Origin of the sequence: Ligilactobacillus acidipiscis DSM 15836, assembly GCF_001435755.1 — a bacterium.
In the GTDB taxonomy this organism is placed as follows: Bacteria; Bacillota; Bacilli; order Lactobacillales; family Lactobacillaceae; genus Ligilactobacillus; species Ligilactobacillus acidipiscis.
Genome location: NZ_AZFI01000437.1, coordinates 1 through 223 on the forward strand (window position 1 = coordinate 1; position 223 = coordinate 223).

1 pseudogene is annotated in these 223 nt (G+C 43.0%); it reads left to right on the forward strand.

Going from position 1 to position 223, the window contains the following annotated elements:
• A pseudogene (locus tag FC65_RS11360) lies at positions 1 to 223 on the forward strand (DNA topoisomerase); the annotation flags it as partial.

Here is a 223-nt window from a genome sequence, read left to right on the forward strand (position 1 = left end):
AATCTGACGAAGTATCTGGGGTTAGTCTCTACGCAAGTCGCTTTAACCAATACCACACCAAACCAGCGTTATGTTAATGGGAAAAAGGTTGAAGAACACTACGCCATTATTATGACTAAAGTCGTGCCGACGAAAGAGAAACTGGCCAGCTTGCCTAAATTACAGCAACAGGTCTATGATTTGGTTTTAAGAACGACGTTAGCGATGTTTGCTGATCCGTACG